19 protein-coding genes and 1 tRNA gene are annotated in these 19,198 nt (G+C 54.6%); 11 read left to right on the plus strand and 9 right to left on the minus strand.

All coding sequences use genetic code 11. The annotated features are described in order from the left end of the window. Positions 1-403: 403 nt before the first annotated feature. Positions 404-1,006, minus strand: a complete 603-nt coding sequence (locus tag AC097W_RS16175; protein ID WP_479603653.1) for a PEP-CTERM sorting domain-containing protein — start codon at positions 1,004-1,006, stop codon at positions 404-406. 912 nt (positions 1,007-1,918) lie between these two features. Between AC097W_RS16175 and AC097W_RS16180 the strand changes: the two genes are divergently transcribed. After that, entirely contained in the window at positions 1,919-3,184 is a 1,266-nt protein-coding gene (locus AC097W_RS16180; protein WP_479603654.1) for an ABC1 kinase family protein, read from the plus strand. A 77-nt stretch (positions 3,185-3,261) separates the two neighbouring features. Here the strand turns inward: AC097W_RS16180 and AC097W_RS16185 are convergent, their stop codons facing one another. The 5 genes from AC097W_RS16185 to lptF are packed head-to-tail and all read right to left on the minus strand — an operon-like array spanning position 3,262 to position 8,055. Beyond that, positions 3,262-4,410: a pyridoxal phosphate-dependent aminotransferase gene (locus AC097W_RS16185; protein WP_479603655.1), complete on the minus strand. Its 1,149-nt coding sequence runs from the start codon at positions 4,408-4,410 to the stop codon at positions 3,262-3,264. A gap of 25 nt (positions 4,411-4,435) precedes the next feature. Next, complete coding sequence (locus AC097W_RS16190; RefSeq protein WP_479603656.1) at positions 4,436-5,401, minus strand: CysB family HTH-type transcriptional regulator; 966 nt, start codon at positions 5,399-5,401, stop codon at positions 4,436-4,438. 55 nt (positions 5,402-5,456) lie between these two features. Continuing rightward, positions 5,457-5,840: a sirohydrochlorin chelatase gene (locus AC097W_RS16195; protein WP_479603657.1), complete on the minus strand. Its 384-nt coding sequence runs from the start codon at positions 5,838-5,840 to the stop codon at positions 5,457-5,459. Beyond that, a complete protein-coding gene (gene lptG, locus AC097W_RS16200) occupies positions 5,837-6,943 on the minus strand; it encodes an LPS export ABC transporter permease LptG (RefSeq protein ID WP_479603658.1) in 1,107 nt (368 codons plus the stop codon). The genes AC097W_RS16195 and lptG overlap by 4 nt, the downstream gene beginning before the upstream one ends. Then, entirely contained in the window at positions 6,940-8,055 is a 1,116-nt protein-coding gene (gene lptF, locus AC097W_RS16205; protein ID WP_479603659.1) for an LPS export ABC transporter permease LptF, read from the minus strand. The genes lptG and lptF overlap by 4 nt, the downstream gene beginning before the upstream one ends. Before the next feature lie 23 nt (positions 8,056-8,078). Here lptF and AC097W_RS16210 point away from each other — a divergent pair, with 23 nt between their 5' ends. The 10 genes from AC097W_RS16210 to AC097W_RS16255 all read left to right on the plus strand — a co-directional run bounded on the left by AC097W_RS16210 (position 8,079) and on the right by AC097W_RS16255 (position 17,700). Beyond that, positions 8,079-9,524 (plus strand): leucyl aminopeptidase, encoded by a 1,446-nt coding sequence (locus tag AC097W_RS16210; protein WP_479603660.1) that lies wholly within the window; start codon positions 8,079-8,081, stop codon positions 9,522-9,524. Continuing rightward, positions 9,521-9,958, plus strand: coding sequence for a DNA polymerase III subunit chi (locus AC097W_RS16215; RefSeq protein WP_479603661.1), 438 nt, complete (start codon positions 9,521-9,523; stop codon positions 9,956-9,958). The genes AC097W_RS16210 and AC097W_RS16215 overlap by 4 nt, the downstream gene beginning before the upstream one ends. Next, positions 9,958-10,236, plus strand: coding sequence for a hypothetical protein (locus AC097W_RS16220; protein WP_479603662.1), 279 nt, complete (start codon positions 9,958-9,960; stop codon positions 10,234-10,236). The genes AC097W_RS16215 and AC097W_RS16220 overlap by 1 nt, the downstream gene beginning before the upstream one ends. A gap of 140 nt (positions 10,237-10,376) precedes the next feature. Next, entirely contained in the window at positions 10,377-11,579 is a 1,203-nt protein-coding gene (locus AC097W_RS16225; RefSeq protein WP_479603663.1) for a branched-chain amino acid ABC transporter substrate-binding protein, read from the plus strand. Between the two features lie 119 nt (positions 11,580-11,698). Next, positions 11,699-11,788, plus strand: a tRNA-Ser gene (locus AC097W_RS16230). A 187-nt stretch (positions 11,789-11,975) separates the two neighbouring features. After that, positions 11,976-13,193 (plus strand): tyrosine-type recombinase/integrase, encoded by a 1,218-nt coding sequence (locus tag AC097W_RS16235; protein ID WP_479603664.1) that lies wholly within the window; start codon positions 11,976-11,978, stop codon positions 13,191-13,193. 358 nt (positions 13,194-13,551) lie between these two features. Next, positions 13,552-13,815 carry a helix-turn-helix transcriptional regulator gene (locus AC097W_RS16240; RefSeq protein WP_479603665.1) on the plus strand — a complete coding sequence of 88 codons (264 nt, stop codon included), beginning with the start codon at positions 13,552-13,554 and terminating at the stop codon, positions 13,813-13,815. Beyond that, positions 13,812-14,063: a hypothetical protein gene (locus AC097W_RS16245; protein WP_479603666.1), complete on the plus strand. Its 252-nt coding sequence runs from the start codon at positions 13,812-13,814 to the stop codon at positions 14,061-14,063. The genes AC097W_RS16240 and AC097W_RS16245 overlap by 4 nt, the downstream gene beginning before the upstream one ends. 224 nt (positions 14,064-14,287) lie before the next feature. Continuing rightward, positions 14,288-16,624, plus strand: a complete 2,337-nt coding sequence (locus AC097W_RS16250; RefSeq protein ID WP_479603667.1) for a DUF5906 domain-containing protein — start codon at positions 14,288-14,290, stop codon at positions 16,622-16,624. 410 nt (positions 16,625-17,034) lie between these two features. After that, a complete protein-coding gene (locus tag AC097W_RS16255) occupies positions 17,035-17,700 on the plus strand; it encodes a hypothetical protein (protein WP_479603668.1) in 666 nt (221 codons plus the stop codon). A gap of 25 nt (positions 17,701-17,725) precedes the next feature. Here AC097W_RS16255 and AC097W_RS16260 read toward each other — a convergent pair whose 3' ends face one another. The 3 genes from AC097W_RS16260 to AC097W_RS16270 are packed head-to-tail and all read right to left on the minus strand — an operon-like array spanning position 17,726 to position 19,045. Next, entirely contained in the window at positions 17,726-18,250 is a 525-nt protein-coding gene (locus AC097W_RS16260) for a hypothetical protein (RefSeq protein ID WP_479603669.1), read from the minus strand. Positions 18,251-18,254: 4 nt separating this feature from the next. After that, entirely contained in the window at positions 18,255-18,467 is a 213-nt protein-coding gene (locus tag AC097W_RS16265; protein ID WP_479603670.1) for a sigma-70 family RNA polymerase sigma factor, read from the minus strand. Further along, complete coding sequence (locus tag AC097W_RS16270) at positions 18,464-19,045, minus strand: hypothetical protein (RefSeq protein WP_479603671.1); 582 nt, start codon at positions 19,043-19,045, stop codon at positions 18,464-18,466. The genes AC097W_RS16265 and AC097W_RS16270 overlap by 4 nt, the downstream gene beginning before the upstream one ends. Between the last annotated feature and the right edge of the window lie 153 nt (positions 19,046-19,198).

The raw sequence follows: 19,198 nt of genomic DNA on the forward strand, positions 1-19,198 counted from the left end.
CGCAACAGCATGATTGGCGAGTTGCTGCCACATCGCTGGACGCCGCCAACCGCGTCACCCTGACTGTCACCACCACTGCAGGGCCGCGGTCAATATGGGTTTGCCGCGCGCTTACGTTCAATGTGAGGTAGCCAAAAGGGTAATGGGGAGGGTAGGGGGCCTGAATCTCCAAGGAGTTTCAACGTTGGACCGTTACTTATCCCCCAAGTTCACGCTAACCCACAAAACGCGTCGCGCGCGCGAGGCGGGAGGGGGCATCAAAAGTGTGAGGGCGGCGGGAACTGGAAACCTCCTTGTTTGGCACGCGGAGAACAATGTCCCGGTTCACATCAATTCAAATGCGTCGAATCGCGGTTGAAACAAAAAAGGCACCCGAAGGTGCCGTTTTTGAGATTGAAAGTCATCAAACTTTACACTTGCGACCAACTGCAGCGAGTCCGGCTAAACCAAGACCGATCAGTGCGAGTGAGCCGGGTTCAGGGACTGCTTGAGTATCTGGCAGTTCCCGGGACGCGACGTTTTGAAATTGGGCGGTTGCATTCAATCCGGCCGCGCTGTAAAGCAACGAGCCCGCGACATCAAAGAACGACACGTTAAAGACGTCCCGATTGGAGCAGCAATCTGTTCGTCCCCAAACATTGATAGAAGCCAGTTCCTCAATGGACGCAAATGTAATAGTCAGAATTTGAGTTGCACCTGTACTACCCGAATGAAAAATATTTGGAAAGACACCATTAGTGCTCCCGTCTATTGCCTTCCCTGGCAGAGAATTGCTATCCCATGTGCTTGGGGCGCTCGCAATTGCACCATAGGAAGCGAGCGCTACGTCAGTCGCGGACATGTTGAACGCCTGGACTTCAGCAATTTGAATCCAGTCGTTGTTTGTATTTGAAATTTGAATCGAATTGACACCAACAAGGCCAGCGTGTGCGCTGAAAGACAACCCAGTGCTGAGGGAGAGCGCGATTACGGCTAATTTCAAAGTTTGAGAAATTGTTTTTTTCATATGGATTCAACACATTCAGTTTTGATATTCGTCAAATAAAGCAAACTTTGTGCCATCTTTTTATATGTTGCAAGGAAGACATCTAAGTCCTTGATCTGCATGGATTTAATATGACTATCGGTTGTAAGTACCAATCGGTTTCTGACTAAAAGTCCTATTGCATGTAAATTATTCCGACACATGCTCGCGCAATTCCGAAAAATGGTAATTTGGTTCCGAAATATTGTCGCTGAGTGTTCGGGCAAAAGTTTGGTGCATGCAAGCTACTGATTGACCGGTGTTGGCGTTCCATTGCTATGTGGGTCGCAAAGGCAAAGCGGGGGAATAGAACGGGGTAACAAACGGATGTTTTCAGAGTTGAAACCTAGCATCCATGCGGGTTTCAAGGCAACATTCGTGCGGTTTTACGTGCGGGTTGGCGTTTGCTAGCCTTTTTGTCTTTCTGGCTGTGTTCGCGGCACGTTCGGTGACACCTTTCCTATAGGGCATATCCACAAACTTCGATCAATTTCGCCACTGTCGTAGTCGAAGTTTGGCGGCCTGTATCGGCCTCTATTGAATCGCCCCGGATTTGGTCAAGGCCAGTTGAACTACGTTAAGACCTCGGACCCGGTCTGCTTGGCTATTTGACGGTAGTAGTTTGCATCGGCTTTTGCCGGTTGATTGCGACATCACGCAGCACATTTCAGTGGTTGGGGCTGCAGTAGTATCGATTCGGCTCTCAAGGCTTCATCAATGCGGCTCCGCCCGTTTTGTTGTAAGGTTCGGCTGCGCTCGCCCGGCTGCTCAGGAGCTGGGATTTGAGGCGATTGAAGGAAACCCAAGTTGCATAACGACGATAGCAAGAACACTCCGGCTCCTACTATGGCTGTGCCCAGCGGTCGCGGCTCCCGGCTAGTGAGGTTGGGATGGATGGCTACAGGCATTGCCGGAGGCATGCTCGCCGAGGGCGCACGCCAGATTGCCAAGGGCAACCGCCCGAAAGTGAGTGATCTTCTGCTAACCCCCGCCAATGCTCGCCGCGTTGCAGATCAGCTAGTCAAACTGCGCGGCGCCGCCATGAAAGTGGGGCAATTGGTGTCCATGGAATCGGGCGACCTGTTACCGCCAGCGCTGGCTGATATTTTGGCGCGCCTGCGCTCGGATGCACGGGCCATGCCCAAATCCCAAGTGGTTGGCATGTTGGAGGCCAATTGGGGCAAGGGCTGGGAAAAGCAGTTCAAGCACTTCACTTTCACCCCTTTGGCTGCAGCATCCATTGGGCAGGTCCATCGCGCGCAGACGCTGGATGGGCGTGACTTGGCAATCAAGATCCAATACCCTGGTGTGCGTGAAAGCATCAACAGCGATGTGGACAACGTGGCGGGCTTGCTGCGGATGTCTGCCCTGCTACCCAAGGAAATGGACATCAAACCCCTGTTGCGAGATGCCAAGCGCCAACTGCATGAAGAGGCCGATTACGTCCGGGAGGGCAACTACCTGCATCGCTATGGCGAACTGCTGGCTGATTCGCCGCAGTACCTGCTACCCAGAATGCATGCTGATCTGACAACTGACAGCGTCCTTGCCATGGACTATGTGGGGGGAGTGCCAATTGAAGCACTGGTGACTTCTCCGCAAATAGAGCGTGATCGCGTAATGGCGCTACTTTTTTCGCTTCTGATGCGGGAAGTTTTTGAATTCCGGTTGGTTCAGACAGATCCCAACTTTGCCAATTATCAGTATGACATCGAGTCCAAGCGGCTCATCCTTCTCGACTTCGGAGCTACAAGGCCCTACAAAGCGACGATGGCCCGCGACTATCGGCGTCTTATAAAGGGTGCAATGGCTGGCGACCGTATATTGATGGGTGAGGCGTGCCTGGCCATCGGTTACTTTGATGCCACGACCCAGGAGAAACACAAGAATGCTGTGCTGGACATCGGCGAACAAGCGTTGGAGCCTTTTTGCGCGAAGGACGGCTACGACTTTGGTGCATCTGACCTACCTGAGCGCATCCGGGCTACCAGTATCGCCTTGGGTCTGGACAAGGAATTCTGGCAACTACCCCCCTCTGATGCCATGTTGCTTCACCGCAAGTTCGGTGGTCTCTATTTGCTGGCGATCCGGCTCAAGGCCCGCGTGAACCTTTATGCGCTCACGACTGCCGCCTTGACACCCTCCAAACGTCGTCCATAAAGATTGATCTGCCACGCGTGCTTCAACTGTTAATCCAGTGGTAGCCCCCTTAGATGTTGCGCGGGCAGCTCCTATTTCTATAGCGACTTAAGTCGCTCCAATGCGGAGTAAAGCGTGGCGTCCTGCTTGGCAAAACAAAAGCGCACCACGCGCTGGTCAAAACCGTTGCCGTAGAACGCTGATAGTGGTATGGCTGCGACGCCGACCTCTGCGGTGAGCCATTGGCAGAAGTCGGCTTCACCCAAGTCGCTCACTTTCGAGATGTCCACGCACTGAAAGTAGGTGCCCTCACTCGGAAGCAGCCTCAAGCCTGTGTTCGCCAGGCCCGCTCGAAACAGGTCCCGCTTGCGTTGATAGAAGGCGGGCAGATTCAGATAGGCCGCTGACGTGGTCATGTAGGCGGCCAGGCCATATTGCATAGGCGTGTTCACGGTAAACACATTGAACTGGTGAACCTTGCGAAATTCCGCCGTCATCGATGCTGGGGCGGCCACATAGCCTACTTTCCAACCCGTCACATGGTACGTTTTGCCAAAACTGGAAACGATAAAGGCGCGCTCTGCCAGGCCGGGGAAGCGGGCCGCACTTTCGTGCTGCGCGCCATCAAAGACCATGTGCTCATACACCTCGTCACTGATGAGCAGCACGTTGGTGGGTGCCAGCAGATCTTGCAGGGTCAGCATGTCCTGACGCGTCCAAACCGTCGCACTGGGGTTGTGCGGCGAGTTGATGATGATGGCGCGCGTTTTGGAAGTAATGGCCGCTGCAATCGCATCAAAGTTGGGCCGAAAGGTACCCGGAGTGAGCGGCACACGCACGGGAGTACCGCCTGCCAGAACGACGTTGGGCACATAGCTGTCGTAGCAGGGATCCAGCACAATGACCTCATCCCCAGGATGAACGATGGCCAATATGGCAGTAATGATGGCTTGCGTAGCGCCAGCTGTAATGGTTATTTCGTCTGTAGCCCTGTAATGGTGGGCGTGGAGTGCTTCTATTTTTGTAGCAATAGACTCCCGGAACAGAGGCACACCGGGCATCGGTGGGTATTGATTGTGCCCCGCCTGCATGGCTTGGGTGACATGGTCGACCAGCGCAGGATCGCAGGCGAAGTCAGGAAACCCTTGCCCCAAATTGACAGCATTGTGTTGTGTGGCCAGCGCCGACATCACGGTGAAGATAGTGGTGCCTACAGAGGGAAGGCGAGATTGGAGTATCGGTGTCATGGTGTGTGAAGCAGAGGCAATCGATTCAGAATTCGTAGTCTTCTATATGACCATCCATGGCGCGGGCAATCAACTTGCGGTCCAGGCGGTCGCTCAACAGTTCGGCAAAGGTGTAGACGAAGTTGCGCAGGTAGGCGCTGCGTTTGAACGCCACCCGCGCTACATTTTGGCCAAACAGGTTACCTGCGGGCCTAGCCACCAAGCCGCCTTTGCCACCATTTTTTTCGCAATCTTCCAGCACATCACGCACGGCCATCTCTGCGGCAATACCTACGCCCAGGCCTAAGCGCACGTAGGTTTTGATGACATCGGAGTCGATGGCTTCAAGCGCAATGCGGGGTTCCAGCTTTCGGATGGCAAAAGCCTGGTCTATTTTCGTGCGGCCAGTAAATGACGGATGGTAGGTAATGAGAGGTTCCTGCGCCACGTCTTCCAGGGTTATGCGTTCTTTTCGCGCCAGGGGGTGATCAACGGGTAGAACCAGCATGTGCTGCCATTCGTAGCAGGGAAGGGTGACCAGTTCGGAATAGGCCGCCAGTGATTCAGTGGCGATTCCGATTTCTGCCACTTCATCAATCAGCATGCGGGCCACCTGATCGGGCGAGCCCTGGTGCAGGCTGATGTTGACCTTGGGGTACGCAGCGCGCAGTGCAGCGACTTTTTCAGGCAGTACGTAGCGGGCCTGAGTGTGGGTCGTCGCAATGGACAAGGTACCGCTGTCCTCCGCACTGTATTGCTCGCCAATGCGTTTTAGGTTGCCGACTTCACGCAGGATCAGTTCAATGCTCCTGAGAACATGCTGGCCTGGCTCCGTCACGCGTTTGAGGCGTTTGCCATGGCGGGCGAAAATCTCGATGCCTAGCTCTTCCTCCAACTCAATGATGGCCTTGGAGACGCCAGGTTGCGATGTGTGTAGCGCTTTGGCCGCCTCGGTGAGATTGAGGTTGCGCCGGACAGCCTCTTGAACAAAGCGAAATTGGTGCAGGTTCATATCGAATTTCAGCTAAAGATGAAATTCATTATGCAGTAATTGCATTTTTTAAAGGCTAACGGGTACTTTCAAGGGCGATTTGAGCCAGCAACTCTACCAATCGGGCGTCTTCGCCGACAGCCGTTTGCAAGGTGAAAGTAACTGAGGGATGCTGCTGTTGCATGTCGGCAACCAGCGCTGGTAAATCTTCACGGGCATGCCTCCCAACGCCTAGAAACATAGGCACGATCCTGATGGAGTTCACACCAGCTTCGATCAACGTGAATGTTGCGGTCGCAAGGTCAGGTGTGCTCAATTCAAGATAGGCACACACCACGGGTGTTTGACTGGACAGTGTCGCAATGTGCGCCGCCACCGCCTCTATGGGTTTGTGCCACAAAGGGTCGCGAGACCCGTGCGCGAATAGCACGATACCTTGGGAAATTGAAAAAGTCGTCATCGTCGTATTACGAGCCACATGAAGGCTGTTAAAGAAGCAAAGGAATAAATCAGTCCCGGTAGGGCGGCCGTAATCCATGGAGCCCAGCCTCGCAGGGCGCCCAGATCACCGAGTACGTTGTTCAGCAGCACAAAGCTGATACCTGCCATGACCCCGCCGAAAACGTAGGTCGTAATGCTGCCGGAACGGAAATGCAGGTAGGCAAATGGCAGGGCCAGTACGACCATAACCAGGCAACTCAGTGGGTAAAACACCTTCTTCCAGAACTGAATCTCGTATTTTTGTGCTGATTGTCCGTTGGCATTCAAGTGGCGTATGTACTGAAACAAGTCAATGGTGCCCATGCGCTCCGGGCGCAGAACCGCCGCCGCCACCATTTCGGCGCTAATCTGAGTCGGCCAGCGAAAACTGTCAACAAATGCGCGGTCGACCCGGGATCCTTTGGCATCTGTACTCGTGAACTCGGTACGGTCTACCTTTTCCAGCAGCCAGTCATCATGCTCTCCAAAGTGGGCTGTCTGTCCCAAGGTCATGGAGACCAGATAGCCCTGATTGTCAAACTCGAAAACCCGTACGTCCGCCATGCTGGCGTCAGGCGCAAGGGCTCCGACATTTACGGCGAAATGTCCGTATGCCTGCTTTTCCTTCAGCCACGCGCCGGTTTTGCCCACCGTGATGCGTCCCTGGAACTGCGCCTTTAGCAATTGCGCGGTTCTGTCAGCCAGCGGCGCAACGTAGTCGCCCACAGCAAAGGTAAACATCACAAAGCCCAGGCCCAACACCAGCAGCGTTCGCAATGCGCGCCAGGGACCAAGCCCGCTGGTGCGCAGGATGGTGAACTCGGAACTTTGCGCAAGACGCGCCATCACGAAAATGGTGCCAATCAGCACTGTAATGGGCAGTAGTTCATACACATGACTGGGCAACATCAGGGCTACGTATAGCAGCGCTTTCACCACGGTGTAGCCCATGGCGCTCTGCTTCCCAACCGACTGCAGTTCTTCGACAAAATCAAAAAAATAGAACAGGGCAACGAAGCCCAAGGTGACAAGCAGTACAGCCTGTACAACTTCCACGTAAAAGAGACGTCGTACAGTTTTCAACGTGCGGCTCCTGGCTGAATGTCTTTGGTGGCGGCGCGGCGGGGCCTCCTGAACGCCCAGTTGTTGTGGCGCGTGGCAAGCCAAATCAAACCTAACGCAAGCGCGCCACCATGGAGTGAAAGCAAATACACCCCGAAGTTCACCTGGCCCGCTTCAATCCAACTCTTGCCCAGTACCAGCAAGTTGAAGTAAACAATAAACGCCATAAATGCAAAACCCAGGTTGGCAGTGCGTCCGACCCGGGGGTTCACACCTGCTGAAGCCAGCCCAATGACTATAAAATTTATCGCTGCCAAAGCCAAGCCGGCGCGCCAGGATAGTTCTGCCAGTCGCCGTTTATCGGGGACCCTGATAAGTTCTATCGTATCCATGACGTTAGTCGGAACATAATTTCTTGTGGACTGGTCATCCGCACCGATTCGGGCTCCATAGGCTGCAAAAACGCTGACGGTTAGATCAGGTTTGCCGACGGTCCTTTCCAGGCGTTGTCCCTTTTCCAGAATCAAGAACTTGTCGGGGCCAATCGCCTCGACCTTTCCACTGCGAGCTGAGGTGATCGTTTCCTTCCCCTGCTCATTCGTCGCGATAAACACGTTGCTGCCAGCCTGCTTGCCAGTGGCATCTTTTTCAATGAAAAAAACCCGATCTCCATTGGCGGATTCCTGAAATTGACCAGGCTCAATCCGGGCTAGGTCGCCCCGCTTCTCGTATTTGTCGCGCATGTCCTCAATGCGTCCAAAAGCCCACGGGAGTATGAAGAAAGCTAATGCCATGATGACAACCAGTATCGGCCAGGCAAAGCGAAACAAAGGCCCGATCAGGGAGGCAAGACCACGTCCGCTGCCAAACCAGATGACCATTTCGCTGTCACGAAACATGCGTGTCAAAACACTGAGCACGGCAATGAACAGACTCATCGACAAAATGGTCGGCATGTCGGATAGAACCGTATAGCCCATGATGATCATCACGTCCGCAGGGTTGAATGTTCCCCGTCCCGCCTCGCCAAGGGTGCGGATGAGCGTCATTGTCATCACCACGGTGACCAGAACCACAAGTGTTGCGCCAAAACTGCGGGCTAGCTCTTTGCGAATGGAGGAATGGAATAACATGTTGGCGAAGGAAAACCCGAATTATGAACTTTGAACTCAAACCTCTTGGCCTTGTGGGCGTTGCCAGTGAAAAATGCGACGTTTTAATTGTCCTCGTGCCGCAGGACTTCAAGCCCGCCAAAGACGATTTGTCGGTTTTGGTGGCGCATGCGCTGAAATCTGGTGATCTGGAGTCAAAGCCTGGCAAGCTATTGCCGCTTTACCGGCCCATGCAGGCGAATGCGGTGCGCGTCGTTCTGGCGGGCGTGGGAGAGGGCAGCGCCAGGCAAGTCAGGACTGCTGTTAGCGCTGCGCTTGGGTCTGCAAAGTCGGCTACCTTGAAAAAATTGCTGGTTTGCTTTGCTGCACCCGCCCGCGAAGAGTCGGTTCGCGCTGTTGTATTGGCGGTTGCGGACGCAAGCTACGCTTACACGCACACGAAATCCAAACCGGAGGGGCGTACTCTGCTCAAGACGGTTGTCACCACGACGAACGCGAGTGAGGTGCAGGCATCGTTTGATCGTGCCGCGGCCATCGTGGTGGGTGTCGAGTTGGCAAAAGAATGGGCCAATCGTCCTGCGAACCACGCGACGCCCTCACTTCTGGCAGAGGCTGCAGAACACTTGTCAAAATTTCCCAAGATCAGTTGTGAAGTTTTGGGACCTAAAGAAGTCGCCAAACTGGGCATGGGCTCTTTTATGGCAGTCGCACAGGGGTCGGAGCAGCCGCTGCGCTTCATCGTGCTGCGCTACAACGGAGCGGCCAAGTCTCACGCTCCAACCGTGCTGGTCGGCAAAGGGATTACGTTTGATAGCGGCGGCATTTCGATCAAGCCTGCTGCTGAAATGGATGAGATGAAGTTCGACATGTCGGGCGCTGCCAGTGTGCTGGGAGTGTTCAGGTCCCTGGCAGAGCTCAAGCCAGCGATCAATGTTGTGGGCCTGATTCCCTCCTGCGAAAACCTGATCAATGGCAGGGCAGTGAAGCCAGGTGATGTGGTCGTCAGTATGAGTGGCCAAACCATTGAGATACTAAATACCGACGCGGAAGGTCGCCTGGTGTTGTGCGACGCTCTGACCTACGCCGAACGATTCAAGCCAGCGGCAGTGATTGACATTGCCACTTTGACGGGTGCTTGCGTGATTGCCCTCGGTGGCGTCCGTAGCGGTTTGTTTTCTACCAAGGATGAGCTGGGTAACGCATTGTTTGCCGCTGGAGATGCCTCGCAGGACCTGTGCTGGAAGATGCCTCTGGACGAGGAGTACGCAGAAGGTTTGAAAACCAGTTTTGCCGACGTGGCCAACGTGGGCGGACGCGCTGGTGGAGCCATCACGGCAGCCAAGTTCCTGCAGCGTTTTGCCGACAAATTCCCGTGGGCGCACTTGGATATTGCCGGTACAGCGTGGAAAAGTGGGGCGAGCAAGGGTGCGACCGGCCGACCTGTTGGTTTGCTGGTCGAGTACCTGATGACCCAAGCAGCTTCAAAGTGACGGAAGTTGCTTTTCATTTTGGTGCACCCGAGAAGGTGGCCTATGTCTGTCGGCTTCTACGCAAGGCGGTTAGCGCCGGTGCCAAAGTGATTGTGCTGGCCGATGCGGAGATGGTGCAGTTGATTGACGCCGAGTTATGGGCGCTGTCCCCGGTAGATTTTATTGGGCATTGCGGGGGTACCGCAAATTCGACGATGAAGGAAATTTCCTCCGTGGTCCTGGTTACCGAGATTCAGCAAGCCTTCGCAAATAGACAGGTTCTGGTTAACCTGACCGAATCGGTCCCTGAAGAATTCGACACATTCGACCGATTGATCGAAGTCGTCAGTGTGGATGAGGCTGATCGCAATCATGCGCGTCGGCGCTGGAAAGTCTATGCGGATCGAGGGTATTCAATAGCACGTCATGACTTGACATTGAGAGGTGCAAGCTGATGGCGACCGCAAAACCGACCCCAAGATTTGTTCCGACTTTGACTGAAGTGGTTCAACCTGACCCACCCGTTCCAGTACCCACAGAGTTCGACGCGGAATTGTTAGTGGCACAAATATTGCATAGAGTGGTTCCTCTGGTGGTGGCCGAGTTGCGTGGTTCCCTGCAGGTTCTATTTCAAGAGCAAAGATGTGCGATGGAAGAGGGCTTGCACAAGGAAATCCAGAGCGCTGTTCAGCAGGCATTGGTGCAAGTGCAACATGACGCAACGGGCAATTAGGAAGCGCTGTCGTAGTGCCCGCTAAATTCGCTGGCTTGGTAACTTCCCTATGTTGCCACGAGTCAAACTCGGGTATCGTGTCGGGTGTTGAATAATTTTATTCACGCTGTTTTTTTTATGTTTTTATTTTTGGAGTTTTTATGCAATTCAAAGTGAAAAGTACTTTGACAGTATTGGCTGCAGCAACTTTGCTGGTGGCTTGCGGTAAGAAGGAAGAGGCTGCGGCTCCTGCTGCGCCAGCAGCAGCTCCAGCACCTGCCGCTCCCGCTGCTGCAGTTGTGAAGATCGGTCACGTTGGTCCTACCAGCGGCGCGATTGCTCACTTGGGTAAAGACAATGAAAACGGCGCGCGTATGGCCATTGAAGAACTCAATGCTGCTGGCGTGATGATCGACGGCAAGAAGGTCACGCTCGAACTGATGGCCGAAGATGACGCGGCTGATCCAAAGCAAGGCACCGCAGTTGCCCAGAAATTGGTTGACGCTAAAGTGGCTGGCGTTGTGGGTCACTTGAATTCGGGTACCACGATTCCTGCTTCCAAGCTGTATAGCGATGCTGGCATTCCCCAGATCTCTCCTTCTGCTACCAACCCCAAGTACACACGCCAGGGCTTCAAGACGGCCTTCCGTCTGGTTGCTGACGACGCACAACTGGGCGGCACCCTCGGCAAATACGCAGTGGGTACCCTCAAGGGCAAGGCTATCGCTGTGATTGATGACCGCACTGCCTACGGCCAGGGCGTCGCTGAAGAGTTCACCAAGGCTGTAGAAGCGGCTGGTGGCAAAGTGGTTGCCAAAGAGTTCACAACAGACAAGGCGACCGACTTCAATTCCATCCTGACCACAATCAAAGGCAAAAAGCCTGACGTCGTGTTCTTCGGCGGTATGGACGCAGTTGCCGGCCCTATGTTGAAGCAAATGAAATCTTTGGGCATCAAGGCCAAGTTCATGGGCGGTGATGGAATCTGTTCAACAGAACTGGTGAAGCTCGGTGGCGACGCCATTGCTGATGACCAGGTGTATTGCGCTGAAGCTGGCGGTGTTGAAGGTGAAGCCAAGGCTGGCATGGAAGAGTTCAAGACCAAGTTCAAGGCCAAGTTCAACGCAGACGTGCAAGTGTATGCACCGTACGTTTACGACGCTGTGAAAATCATGGTTGCCTCCATGGTCAAAGCCAATTCTTCGGATCCAGTGAAATACCTGCCCGTGTTGGCCGCTACAACAGACTACAAGGGCGTTACCGGCCCCATTTCCTTTGACGAAAAAGGCGACATCAAAAATGGCGCTTTGACTCTGAAGACCATTCGCGGTGGCAAGCTGGAAACCCTGGCAGTGATTCGCTGATTCAGCGACTCTGACGCCATTGATTTGGCGTGCAACAAGAAGGGCACGACTAAAGTGCCCATTTTTTATTCCACATCACGTCAAAAGCGACTTCAAGGCAAGGTAGAATCATAGGCTCTGGAGCGGTGGATGAGCGGTTTAAGTCACACGCCTGGAAAGCGTGCGAGGGGTAAAACCCTCCGCGGGTTCGAATCCCGCCTGCTCCGCCAGTTATAAGTCTTTGACGGTCTCCAACCGTCCAAAGCAAACCCCTAAAGGCCCTTGTTTCCTAGTGAAGCAGGGGCTTTTTTGTTGTCTTGAGTGTTTTCCGGTATTCTTGAAGCCACGGTCTGGCGTAGGTATGTTCGTAGGTATGCCAGTGAATCCCTGTAGGTATGTAGGTACGGAGGTGGCGCAATGGCACTGACAGACACGCAAATCAAGAAAGCCAAGACCTGCGACAAGGCGCTAAAGCTGTTCGATGGTGATGGCCTGTTTCTGCACCTGATGCCAACAGGCAGCAAGATATGGCGGGTGGCCTATCGGGTGGACGGCAAACAGAAAATGCTCACGCTCGGGAAGTACCCGGAAGTTTCACTATCTCAGGCGCGGGAACTGTGCCTAGAAGCACGGAAGAAACTGGCGACCGGTGCTGACCCAGTGGACGCAAGGCGGCAAGAAGTAAAGGCTAGAGCCGTCGCCAACGAAAATTGCTTTGAAGCCGTGGCACGTCTGTGGTGGGAACATTGGAAACATGCACGGACTAGTGACCACCATGTGGCGCAAACCCTGCGGAGGCTTGAGGCGGACGTATTCCCCAAGCTAGGCACGCGACCCATTTCCGAGATCGAAGCCCCCGAACTGGTGGAGATGGCGAAGGAAATCGAGAAGCGCGGGGCGGCAGAGCTAGCCAAGCGGTCACTTCAGGTGTGCAGCATGATTTTCAGATACGCCATTGCCAACGGTAAGGCCCGGCGCAATCCAGCTATCGAAATCAGGCCTAGTGACGTACTCAAAGCCCGCAAGGTGGAGAACTATGCACGGGTAGGGGCAGGCGAACTGCCGGGGCTAATGCGCAAGATCGAAGCCTATCAGGGCACGCCTATAACTCGACTCGCCATAAAGTTAATGTCCCTGACCTTCGTCCGCACCAGTGAGTTGATAGAGGCCAAGTGGTCAGAATTCAACCTGGACGCGGCAAGGTGGGACATTCCCGGCGAGCGCATGAAAATGAAGACGCCGCACATCGTGCCGTTGTCAGAACAGGCCATTGGCGTATTAAGGACGCTGCAGACCGTTACAGGCGAGCGGGAGCTACTGTTTCCGGGTGAGCGTGACCATGCGAAGCCGATGTCCAACAACACGATTTTGAAGGCGTTGGAGCGCATGGGGTACAAAGGCGTTATGACCGGCCACGGATTCCGGGGCATTGCGTCCACCGTCTTGCATGAACATGGCTTTGAACATGCCCATATTGAAGCCCAGCTTGCCCACGCAGAGCGCAGCAGCGTAAGTGCAGCCTATAACCACGCGGTGTACCTGCCCCAGCGGGCGGCGATGATGGCATGGTGGGGTGCCTTTATGGAGTCAGCAGCTAAGGGCAACGTGGTGCCACTGCGGAAATTGACGGCGTGAATGGGGCAGGCCGAGAGGCCTGTGCTTGCGAACCACGATCATTTGTTGCATAAAAACAACGGAGGAAATGCCCGATTGACCCACATAGATGACCTTAGTCGTTCTTTGCTCCACTTAGTGTTTGAACAAAAATCGGGGTTTAGCTTGGACCTCTGCGCACCCACTAATCTGTGCATAATGACAGCATGCGTAGCTAGAAAACCCGTTATCACGGGTCAAGTCTAGCGATTCCCTTTCAAGGGAAGCCAGTTAAACGATAAGCCTCACGGACCCGTTTGCGTCGGTAGCTACTCCACCTTTTCGTATTTTCGTATGTGTTCAGCATTGCTGAATCCGTGCGCCTATTTGGAGCTATTTGATGCAGACGGATACCAATGTGGCAACAGCCACCGACAAAACCCAGCAACCGGCCCGCGCCGCGCTTTACGCCTTACCCGATATCTTGGCGCGAGGCAGTTTTTCAAAATCGCACATGTACAACTTGGTTGCCCGAGGGCATTTCCCGCAGCCGTGCTTGCGTATGGGGCCACGTTTTACGCGCTGGAGTTCTACGGAGGTCGATGCATTTTTTGATGCACCTGCCGCATGGATTGCCGCCAACGCCGGGGGACCTACAGCATGAACGCCGAACTTCTGCGCACTGAGTTTGATCTAGCCGAGCAGGCCGAACTGGAAAGCGACGAACAGTTACGCGGTCTGGGTGACCTGATCGACAAGGCAAGCAAGCCGGGGGGAGGCGTTAGTGCCTCTGACTGTTCCAAACTGGTGGCCGCTGCGCTGGCCTTGAATGAACGACTGCGGGAGCGCACTGCGTCGATCAGGCAATTGATGGTTCGCGCTGCGAATGCAAGCGCGTCTAAATCAGCCTAGAAAAAAATGCCCCGCCACATAGAGGGCAGGGCAAAGGATATAAACACATGACTATACAAGGTAGTGACGCTACAGGCAACGCTGCGCCTAAGCGCAAATTCAAGCCGATAAACCCGCATGCATTTTTCAAAGCCGTACAGGTGGGAACAGCGGACGCGGTGCAATGCATGGTTACTTGGGGTCCATCTGGTACGCCTAACGATCACACATGGGCGGCGGCGGGTGTGGACTTTGCGGACTGGGTTACACCGAAGTCTGCAGGACGCAAACCTGCTTATTTCTCACTGGCCGCGTTTGACAGTCGAAATACAAACCGCTTCAAGGACAGCGGGCGTACCGGCGACAACTGCACTGCAGTTCAAGGCTTCTGGATCGATATCGACGGCGGGCCTGTCAAATGGGTTAAGGCACTGGCGAAGGGCAAACCCACAGAGGGGCTATATGAAACCGCAGAAGAAATAGTCGCAGCGGTCTCGGAATTCATCGAGGATTCAGGGCTGCGGCCGACCTTCATTGTTGAGAGCGGTAGTGGCGGTCTACACCTGTACTTCATTTTGGACGCTCCAATTAGTCCCAAGGTATGGCAGGGGCGGGCCAATGCGTTGGTATTGCTGGCAAAAACTCACGGGTTAAAGATCGATGCACCATGCACAGTAGATATTGCGCGTATTTTTCGAGCACCGGGTTCGATACACCAGGACACTGGCGCAACAGTACGTGCGCAAAGTCGGGGGGACCTCCCGTTTACTCTGGCCGAATTCGATGCACTTGTGGGGTACGACCCCGGCATTGAAGTGCCTCAGGTAAAGGGGCTAGGTACAGCACCGGCAGGCCTTGCGCGAGCAGGCATCAATGATGGGGTGATCGCGAGCCACTCGAAATACAGCTACAGCCAAGCTGCAGAAAAGTGTGCGGCCCTGAAACAGGCGGCGCAGCGAACCGGACGGGATACAGCGTATCCAGTATGGATACTGGCGGCAAAAACTGCTGACTTATCAGTTGAGGGGCGCGAGTTCGCCCATGAAATAAGTTGCGGCCATACTGACTACGACCGCGCTACCACCGATACGAAAATCGACAGCTTGACAGGTGGCCCGGCGAACTGCGAAACGTGGGCGGTGGCATATGGTGCTGGCGGTCCGTGCGATGCCTGTGAATGGAAAGGGCAGATTAAGAACCCAGCGTTGCAACTTGGGGGCATTGTGGATACCACAGCGCCGGGCAGTGTTGAAGTTAGTGGAGCGGTACCGGTAACGCCTTGGGTTGCTGAACTGAACCATCGCTATGGGTTGGTTCGCACTGGCTCGAAAATGATGGTGGCCGACTTTCAGACGTTCAGCACTGGCGGCACTGGTGTAGGTTGGTTAGATGTAGCTGCGTTTCGCCAGACGTTTAATGGACGGTTTGCACCGATTGAAAACGCTAGGGATAAACCGAAGCCTTTGGCAGTTGCGTGGCTTGAGAGTTTGGAACGCAGGCAATACGAAGGGCTTGTCTATGCACCGGGTGACAAGCTACCGGCCAACATCCTGAACTTATGGCAGGGGTTCGCTGTGGTCCCTGAGTCTGGCGACGTGACGATGTGGCTGCAGGTGCTCGCGGCTTTGGTGCCGGACGCCACTGAGCGCGCCTACGTGCTGCGCTGGCTGGCATGGAAGATTCAAAACCCCGGAGGCGTACCGGACACCATACTGATATTCAAAGGTGCGAAGGGCACGGGTAAGAATTCGCTGTTTGACCCACTCATTGCGATGTTTGGCAGGCACGCTATGTTGGCCGATGACCCCGAGTTAATCGCAGGCACGTTTAGCTGGCACCTAATGTATCTGTCCTTCGCCGTGCTGGACGAGGCTGTATTCGTTGGTGACCCAAGGCAGGCAGACCGCATCAAATCGCGGGTCACGGCTAAGACCATGACGTATCACCAGAAGGGCATGGACCCTGTGCAGGGCGTCAACCGCTGCGCGTATGTGATGCTGACTAACCACGAACACGTATGGCAGGCAACCACTGACGAGCGCCGGGCAGTGGTCATCGAAGTGGGCGAGGCGCTGCGCGGTAATCTGGAATTCTGGGCACGCTATCACGCATGGGGCAATGGCACTGGCCCTGCTGCACTGTTGCACTACCTTCAATCGGTAGACCTGACCGGCTTTAACCCGCGTGAAATTCCCAAGGGTGAAGCACTGCGCAATCAAATCGAACAAACCGCGCTACGTGTCCCTGCTGCGGCATGGTGGCACCAGTGCCTAACCGAAGGTCTGATTCGGTGGCGTGATGGTATTGGGGAACGCACTGTGCGCCTTGATGAAGACTGCGAAACCGAAATCGACCGGTCAGCCTTGCGTTTGTCCTACGAGCATAGCGCCGCTGCAAGGGGGCGAGCGGTAACCGATTGGGCGGCAACGTCAAAGCGGGTAGGTGGATGGGTTGGAATGGACGGGATACGCAAAACGCGGGTGCGCAATGGCACCGAACGCGAGTGGCGGGACGTTCTACCGCCGCTTTCCGTCATGCGCAAGGCCTTTAGCTCTGCCACGCACGTGCGGGTGACCGAATGATGAGCGGGGCCAAAGTGGGCAGGGTGGTCCGGGCAATGCACGCGCGCTTGAAAATGCTTGACCCGCTGGAACCCGCATGGATAGGGGCTTGGTCCGGGTGGTCTAAGTGGTCTAAGCATTCTCAAAGATTAGTAAATAAGAAAACAGACTGCCTCTTTTTTAAGCACACCCCCGATATGCATTCGCCGTGGCAAATGTGCGAAAAAGCCCGGACCACTTGGACCACTTGGACCACCCCTTTCACATACGCCCGCTACTGCCCGCATACGCCCAATCTCTGGGCCAAGCAGTCTTTTGCCGAAACCCCGTGCTTAGCCCACCCCGGACCAGCTTGGCCCACTACGCCACCGGCAGTGCTGACCACTAAACCCGCCTATCCCGCTTAACCATCATTTTGAAAGTACACAACCATGCAACACCAACCAACACCCCCAAGCATCCGCAATGCCGAACAACGCACGCCAAGTGACCGCCGGGAGCAAGCCTACCGGGATGAAATTCTGAGTGCCAACCTCGCAAAACGAACAACAGTGCAGACACCACCCAGCGTACAGATGCAGGCACACCGTGACTACGAGGTGGCAAAGTTCGGCATCATGGGTCGAAGGGGCAGCCCCCCCACGCTCGGGTACAACCTATATGAGGACTCCGCACGCTTGCTAGGCATGGCGCACCGCTTTTTAACTGATGACCCGCGCACCACCAGAGCATTAACCGGATTTACACCCAAGACGGTGCCGCGCCGTGCGCTGGGTTTCATTGCAAAAGCCTACGGTTACCGCTATCTGCGTGGCCTTGGAGTCATTGAGCACAATTTGGCCAACGGTGCGCAGCAAGTGAAATTCCGACATGAGCGAATGGAGTTCAGGTACGCGCTAGAACTAAATGCCGACGCGGCCCACGCGATCAATGACAAGGGCCAGAACCGCGCCGCTGCACTTGAGGTTGTGATGATGTTCGCCAATGAGTTGCTAGCGTTGTGTCCGTGGCTAGAGCTTACGGGGCACGAGGGAAATGCCAAGTGGTTGCGGCAGGGTGTGACGGAGGCTATCACCCGCACGGAAGATGAAGACTAGGCGCACTCACGGTGCCCTTTCACCCTTACGACCCTTTGGCAAACCCAGCGATTCGTATTTGTAGTTCCCGCTGTGCCTGAGCGATGAACTGGGCGTCTTCCAATAATTCAGACTTGAGGTCGGCAACAACAGTGTCCCTGATCTCCTGCTTCAGTTCTTTCACGTACCGATCTCGAATATGCGGGCCAAGCTCAAGCTTCAGCTTTTCACGTACTTCAGCTTCGATAGACTCGCGGCTGCTTGAGAGCATTTCGTCCATCATGTCGCGCTCTAACTCTTGTCGGACACTCTCGCGAATATCAGAAATAGCTCGCGCCCTCAGTTCGTCTGCATACTCTGTTTTGATTGCGTAAACGAGGTCATCTTTAAGACTTGCGATCAGAGCATCAACGAAAGCACCATGTTGATGCCGCTGAATTTCTTGGATGAAAATATCCCAAAGGTCAGCGAGTTCCAGACCGTCATCGCTGGCACGGTACAAGGCAGCGCGCAGCACTTCATTTGCAGCACTTTCAACTTGTGGGTGATCGTTATCTGAATAATTGGACACGATTTCAGACCTCACAACCCAAGGCACTAAGCGCACGGTCCCGCAATTCTTTTCGGCTGCGGATGGCAACCATGGCCTTGCTTTCTATCTGGCGCACACGCTCACGCGTGATGCCCATCGCGTCGCCAACTTGCTCCAGCGTCATATCGTGCAGATAACGCATGATTAGAACCATCTTGGCGCGTTCGCCTAGGCGGTTGGTGGTGATTGCATTCATACTTTCTCTCCCTTGTTAAATCGGATACCTGCGGCGACCAGAAGCGGCACCAGCAGCACTAGGCAGGCCATTTCGGAAACCATCAACGAAGTGCTTATGCCATGACCGGAGTTCAGCCCGTCATACTGAATTGCCAACACCACGGCACCGGTTGCTAGTGGAACAGCCCAGTGCCACATACCAAAAATTCGGTTGATCGGGTAAAAGATGACTGCACTTGTCACAAGTGCCATCAGCGGGCCTGCGGCAAACAGTGGTGCGAATTGCAGCGGGGGCGGGAACGATGTAGCAATCGTGCCGACTGGGGTCATACCGGTGAGGGTTCCCCAAAGCGTGAAGGTTGCCAGCACTGCAATGGGGAAGCTCAGATAACGAAGGTAATTCGGCAGGTGTACGCCAGCACGCTGCATTTTCCAAAGCCCAAGGCACGTGGCGATGTATAGGGCTACAAACAAAGCATTCTGCAGCGTGGGATAGATCAGAAGTTCATTCGACCTCAATGCGTACACCCATCCAATCAGTAACGCCGCGCCCAAAGCGGGCACCCTCATAGTTGCCGATCTAGCTATTGCATTCATTTTTTCCCCCTGTGCACAAGATGACCTTGTAAAACCACCATACAGGATCAGACCTAGGGTTATCTCTCTAATTCTTATTCTTATTCTTATTCTTCAGGACCTACAACGTAGGGGCGCGTTTTTATTTGGCCGGGGAAATCTTCACAGATTGAC

This window comes from Rhodoferax sp. GT1R46 (assembly GCF_056521285.1).